Consider the following 6,247-nt stretch of genomic DNA (forward strand, 5'->3'; position numbering starts at 1 on the left):
GTATAGTTTTCATATAAAATCAATGAATATCAGAAGGAGGAATAAATATGGTTAAGGTTGGTATTAACGGTTTTGGTCGTATCGGGAGAAATGTTTTCCGTGCCGCATTAAACAATCCTGATATTGAAGTGGTTGCTGTCAATGACTTAACCGATGCAAACATGTTGGCTCATCTTTTAAAATATGATTCCGTTCATGGGAAACTTGATGCAGAAGTTGAGGTTGTAGAAGGTGGCTTCACCGTAAACGGAAAATTTGTAAAAGTAACCGCTGAAAGAGATCCTGCAAATCTTCCTTGGAAAGAGTTAGGAGTAGAAATTGTTGTTGAATCTACAGGTCGTTTTACCAATGCTGAAGATGCTAGAAAACATATAGAAGCAGGTGCAAAAAAAGTTATCATTTCTGCTCCAGCTAAAAATGAAGATATCACCATCGTAATGGGTGTAAACCATGACAAATACGATCCTGAAAAGCATCATATTATCTCTAATGCTTCTTGTACGACAAACTGTCTTGCACCATTTGCAAAAGTACTTCATGAGAATTTTGGAATTAAACGCGGTTTGATGACCACTGTTCACTCCTACACAAACGATCAACAAATTCTTGATTTACCGCATAAGGATTACCGTCGTGCTCGAGCAGCCGCAATGTCCATTATTCCAACTACCACTGGTGCAGCGAAAGCAGTTTCTCTCGTATTACCAGAACTAAAAGGAAAATTAAATGGATTTGCAATGCGTGTGCCGACTCCAAACGTCTCTGTTGTTGATTTAGTCGCAGAACTGGAAAAAGAAGTAACTGTTGAAGAAGTAAACGCCGCATTAAAGAGAGCAGCAGAAGGTGAATTAAAAGGAATTCTTCAATATTCTGAAGAACCATTAGTATCTGTTGATTATAATCACGATCCCCATTCTTCCAGCATTGATGGTCTTTCTACAATGGTTATGGAAGGTCATATGGTTAAAGTGGTATCTTGGTATGACAATGAATGGGGTTATTCCAATCGTGTGGTTGACTTAGCAACTTACATTGCAAAAAAAGGAATTTAATAACGACAAGAGAATAATGATAAATTGTTATGAAAAAGAGGAGAGGAAAATTCTCCTCTTCAATCATTTTGCAAACTCAGGAGGGATGGGAATGAATAAGAAGTCTGTTCGTGATATTGATTTAAAGGGAAAAAGAGTTTTTTGCCGCGTCGATTTCAATGTGCCAATGCAAGATGGACAGATTACTGATGACACGCGGATTCGCGCAGCCTTGCCTACCATTCAGTACATTATTGAGCAAGGTGGAAAAGCAATCTTAGCAAGTCACTTAGGCAGGCCAAAGGGAAAAGTCGTAGAAGAAATGAGATTAACCCTTGTAGCCAAAAAACTGTCTGAGCTATTAGGGAAAGAAGTGAAGAAATTAGATGAAGCGATTGGCGATAATGTGAAAGCTGCGATTGCTGCAATGAATGAAGGAGATGTCATTTTATTAGAAAATGTACGTTTTTATCCAGGTGAGGAAAAGAACGATCCAGAATTGGCGAAAGCTTTTGCTGAATTAGCTGATGTCTATGTCAATGATGCTTTCGGAGCAGCTCATCGTGCACACGCATCAACAGAAGGGATCGCTCATTATCTCCCGGCAGTTGCTGGTTTTCTCATGCAAAAAGAAATCGAGATCCTAGGGAATGCTTTATCTAATCCTGAACGCCCATTTACTGCAATCATTGGTGGGGCAAAGGTGAAAGATAAAATCGGAGTTATTGAAAATTTATTAGAAAAAGTTGATAATTTAATTATTGGCGGTGGATTGGCATACACTTTTGTCAAAGCAAAAGGATATGAAATCGGTCAATCACTCCTTGAAGAAGATAAAATTGAACTTGCCAAATCTTTTATGGAGAAAGCAAAAGCAAACAATGTTCGTTTCTTAATGCCAGTTGATGTTGTAGTAGCGGATGAATTTTCGGAAAATGCAAATAAAAGAGTCGTCGATATTACAGAAATTCCGGCAGATTGGCAAGCCCTTGATATTGGTCCAAAAACGATTGAGTTATATTCCCAAGTGATTCAAGATTCCAAACTCGTTATTTGGAATGGACCAATGGGTGTTTTTGAGATGGATGCTTTTGCCAAAGGAACCAATGCAATCGCAGAAGCCATGGCAAAAACGAATGCTATAACCATTATCGGAGGAGGAGACTCAGCTGCTGCTGTAGAAAAAGCTGGATATGCCGAGCAAATGACCCATATATCTACTGGTGGTGGCGCATCTTTAGAGTTTATGGAAGGAAAAGAATTACCAGGTGTTGTTGCATTAAATGATAAGGAATAGGTGATCATATGCGTACTCCGATTATCGCTGGAAATTGGAAGATGAACAAAACGATTGAGGAAACAAAAGCATTTTTAAATCAAGTAAAAGATTTTTCCGTTGAAGGTGTGGAAGCGGTTCTCTGTGTTCCTTATACAGATCTTGCAATTGCGAAAGAGCTAGTTGGAGATTACATAAAAATTGGTTCCCAAAATATTCATTGGGCAGAGTCTGGGGCTTTTACCGGTGAAATTAGCCCATTGATGTTAAAAGAATTGGGAGTTCAATATGCCATTATCGGTCATTCTGAGCGCCGAGAAATGTTTGGAGAAACCGATGAAACCGTCAATAAACGAGTCCATGCCGCTTTCAAGCATGGGATCACTCCCATTGTTTGTGTGGGTGAAAAAATAGAAGAACGGGAAGCTGGTAAAACGAAAGAGGTCGTAAAAGAACAAACGGAAAAAGCAATTCAAGGTCTTACTTCGGAACAGGTAAAACAAATCGTGATTGCTTATGAACCTATCTGGGCGATTGGTACAGGAAAATCTTCAACAGCAGAAGATGCCAACGAAGTGATAGGGTTTATCCGGCAAGTGATTGCCGATCAATATGATCAGCAAGTCGCCAATGAGGTTCGCATACAATATGGGGGAAGTGTGAAACCTGAAAACATCGGCGCTTTTATGAGGCAACCAGAGATTGATGGTGCTTTGGTCGGGGGAGCTAGTTTAGATCCAACATCATTTAAAGCTCTAGTAGAGGGTGGGAAACAATCATAATTTCATAAGAAATGGAGAGTGAATGAGATGTCTCGACCAAAACCACTTGCTTTAATTATCTTAGATGGATTTGGCTTACGTGATGAAGTATATGGAAATGCCATTGCTCAAGCAAAAAAACCTAATTTAGATCGCTTTTGGAATGAATATCCTCACACTAAATTAGGTGCAAGCGGAATGTCTGTTGGTTTACCAGAAGGTCAGATGGGAAACTCGGAAGTTGGCCACTTGAATATTGGCGCTGGTCGTATTGTTTATCAAGATTTAACAAGAGTCACCAAGGCGATCGAAGAAGGTTCCTTTTTCAAAAATGAAGTATTCCTTAATGCCATCAAACATGTGAAAGAAAAAAATAAGAAATTGCATCTCTATGGACTGGTGTCTGATGGAGGCGTTCATAGCCATATTGATCATTTATTTGCTCTTTTAGAACTCGCAAAACGAGAAAATGTGGAAAAAGTTTTTGTTCATGCCTTTTTAGATGGAAGAGACGTAGCACCTGATAGTGCCATTGAATATATTCGTCAACTTCAAGAAAAAATGAATGAACTAGGTGTAGGTCAAATCGCAACGGTACAAGGACGTTATTATGCGATGGATCGGGACAAACGTTGGGAACGCACCGAAAAAGCATATCGTGCGATGGTTTATGGCGAAGGTCCCCATTATACTGATCCTATCAAAGCGATTCGCGAATCCTATGAGAAAAGCGTATTTGATGAATTCGTAATGCCAACTGTTATCGTTGATGACAATGATCAACCCATTGGCTTAATTGAAGATGAAGATGCGATTATTTTCTTTAACTTTAGACCAGACCGTGCGATTCAAATCTCGCAAGTCTTTACCAATAAAGATTTCCGTGGCTTTGATCGCGGCGAGAAATTCCCGAAAAACGTTTATTATGTGACATTGACCCATTTTAGTGAAACGGTAGATGGTTATGTCGCTTATAAGCCAACGAACTTAGATAATACTTTTGGTGAGATTGTAAGCCGCCAGGGACTTAAGCAATTACGGATCGCTGAAACAGAAAAATATCCTCATGTCACTTATTTCTTCAGCGGAGGTCGTGAGGCTGAATTTGAAGGGGAAACAAGAATCTTAATCCCATCGCCAAAAGTAGCGACCTATGATCTCAAACCTGAGATGAGCGCTTATGAGGTAACAGATGCGGTCTTAAAAGAAATTGAGGCAGATAAACATGATGTCATCATTTTGAACTTTGCAAATCCAGATATGGTTGGCCATTCAGGAAAAATGGAACCAACGATTCGTGCCATTGAAGCAGTTGACGAGAATTTAGGACGGGTTGTTGATGCCATTTTAGCTAAAGGTGGTATCGCTTTGATTACTGCAGACCACGGAAATGCAGATCATATGATCGATGATCAAGGAAATCCAATTACTTCTCATACAACGAACCCTGTACCATTTATTGTAACCAAGAAAGATGTACAACTTCGCGAAGGTGGAGTGTTAGCTGATATTGCGCCTACGATGTTAAAACTTTTAGGAATTGATCAACCAGAAGAAATGACTGGAAAATCTATTATCATCTAAGAGTAGTGTTTCTTTGGAGTTGTGTTTTTCATAAGCAGCGAGAAAGGCATGGATGATAAAGCTGCGTTGGAAAAACCAACTCCATTGATAAAGTTAATTTAAATAAAAGTGATCAAAGGAGTGGACATTGTGACCATTATTTCAGACGTTTATGCACGCGAAGTACTTGATTCTCGAGGAAATCCAACGGTAGAAGTAGAAGTTGTGCTCGAATCAGGAGCAATGGGAAGAGCGATTGTTCCCTCTGGAGCATCCACTGGTGCCCATGAAGCAGTAGAATTAAGAGATGGGGATAAAGAGCGTTATCTTGGTAAAGGCGTTCTAAAAGCTGTTGAAAATGTTAACAACATTATTGCCCCAGAGATTATAGGAATGGACGCTCTTGACCAAGTGGGCATCGATGAATATCTCATTGAGTTAGATGGAACACCAAATAAAAGCAAATTAGGCGCCAATGCCATCCTTGGTGTGTCCATGGCTGTTGCCCGTGCTGCTGCCGATGCATTAGGAATACCTTTATATGCTTACCTTGGCGGATTTAATGCAAAAACATTACCTGTACCCATGATGAATATTTTAAACGGTGGAAAGCATGCCGACAATAACGTAGATATTCAAGAATTTATGGTAATGCCTGTTGGAGCAGAGAACTTCCGTGAAGCATTGCGAATGGGTGCAGAAATCTTTCATAACTTAAAATCTGTTTTAAAAGGAAAAGGACTAAATACCGCCGTTGGTGACGAAGGGGGTTTTGCTCCCAACCTTTCTTCAAATGAAGAAGCCATTTCGACGATCATTGAAGCGATTGAAAAAGCGGGTTATAAGCCTGGCGAAGATGTTTTTATTGCTCTTGATGTGGCTTCAAGTGAAATTTATAAAGATGGGAAATATCATCTAGCAGGTGAAGGAGTCGTTCGCACTGCAGATGAAATGATCGACTTCTATGAAGAGCTTCTCAAAAAATATCCAATTATCTCGATTGAAGATGGTTTAGCAGAAGATGATTGGGAAGGTTGGAAGAAACTAACCGAACGTTTAGGTAAAAAAGTTCAACTTGTTGGTGACGACTTGTTTGTAACAAATACCGAACGTTTATCCCAAGGAATTGAAAAAGGAATTGCTAACTCCATCTTAATTAAAGTGAACCAAATTGGTACACTAACTGAAACCTTTGATGCCATCGAAATGGCAAAACGTGCAGGTTATACAGCGGTTATCTCCCACCGGTCAGGTGAAACGGAAGATTCCACCATCGCGGATATTGCTGTAGCAGCAAATGCTGGTCAAATTAAAACAGGTGCCCCATCACGTACCGATCGTGTAGCAAAATATAACCAATTACTTCGTATCGAAGATGAATTGGCATACATCGGCCGTTACGGCGGGAAGAAAGCATTTTACAACTTAAAGTTCTAATTAAAAAAAAAACTTTTATCGAAGTCTTTTCGAAGACGTAACTTTGATTTATTACTTTAATGAAGTTAAACTTTCCTTTGCGGTTAGATAAAAAGAGGCTGTCCTCAGTCGTTTTACCGACCTTTGATATGCTCCCCTTAAGGTAGACAGATAAAAAATAAAAATTCTGTTTATCTTAG

The 6,247-nt window shown here is 39.5% G+C and carries 5 protein-coding genes; all 5 read left to right on the forward strand.

What is annotated here, in order from left to right; all coding sequences use genetic code 11:
- The first annotated feature begins 47 nt into the window (after positions 1–47).
- The 5 genes from ACMW72_RS04845 (at position 48) to eno (ending at position 6,068) form a co-directional block, all read left to right on the forward strand.
- Positions 48–1,052, forward strand: a complete 1,005-nt coding sequence (locus ACMW72_RS04845; protein ID WP_418367703.1) for an ArsJ-associated glyceraldehyde-3-phosphate dehydrogenase — start codon at positions 48–50, stop codon at positions 1,050–1,052.
- Positions 1,053–1,143: 91 nt separating this feature from the next.
- On the forward strand, positions 1,144–2,328 hold the full coding sequence (locus tag ACMW72_RS04850; RefSeq protein ID WP_418367704.1) for a phosphoglycerate kinase: 1,185 nt from the start codon (positions 1,144–1,146) through the stop codon (positions 2,326–2,328).
- An 8-nt stretch (positions 2,329–2,336) separates the two neighbouring features.
- On the forward strand, positions 2,337–3,089 hold the full coding sequence (tpiA, locus tag ACMW72_RS04855; protein ID WP_418367705.1) for a triose-phosphate isomerase: 753 nt from the start codon (positions 2,337–2,339) through the stop codon (positions 3,087–3,089).
- A gap of 27 nt (positions 3,090–3,116) precedes the next feature.
- Positions 3,117–4,652 carry a 2,3-bisphosphoglycerate-independent phosphoglycerate mutase gene (gene gpmI, locus ACMW72_RS04860; protein WP_418367706.1) on the forward strand — a complete coding sequence of 512 codons (1,536 nt, stop codon included), beginning with the start codon at positions 3,117–3,119 and terminating at the stop codon, positions 4,650–4,652.
- Between the two features lie 129 nt (positions 4,653–4,781).
- Entirely contained in the window at positions 4,782–6,068 is a 1,287-nt protein-coding gene (gene eno / locus ACMW72_RS04865) for a phosphopyruvate hydratase (RefSeq protein ID WP_418367707.1), read from the forward strand.
- Positions 6,069–6,247: the final 179 nt, after the last annotated feature.

Source organism: Tepidibacillus sp. LV47 (assembly GCF_048381575.1).
Classification (GTDB): Bacteria; Bacillota; Bacilli; order Tepidibacillales; family Tepidibacillaceae; genus Tepidibacillus.

Bases quoted from the DNA above. Each gene is read 5' to 3' on its own strand.
- tpiA (WP_418367705.1), top strand. From the start codon at position 2,337: ATGCGTACTCCGATTATCGCTGGAAATTGGAAGATGAACAAAACGATT.
- ACMW72_RS04845 (WP_418367703.1), top strand. From the start codon at position 48: ATGGTTAAGGTTGGTATTAACGGTTTTGGTCGTATCGGGAGAAATGTT.
- ACMW72_RS04850 (WP_418367704.1), top strand. From the start codon at position 1,144: ATGAATAAGAAGTCTGTTCGTGATATTGATTTAAAGGGAAAAAGAGTT.
- gpmI (WP_418367706.1), top strand. From the start codon at position 3,117: ATGTCTCGACCAAAACCACTTGCTTTAATTATCTTAGATGGATTTGGC.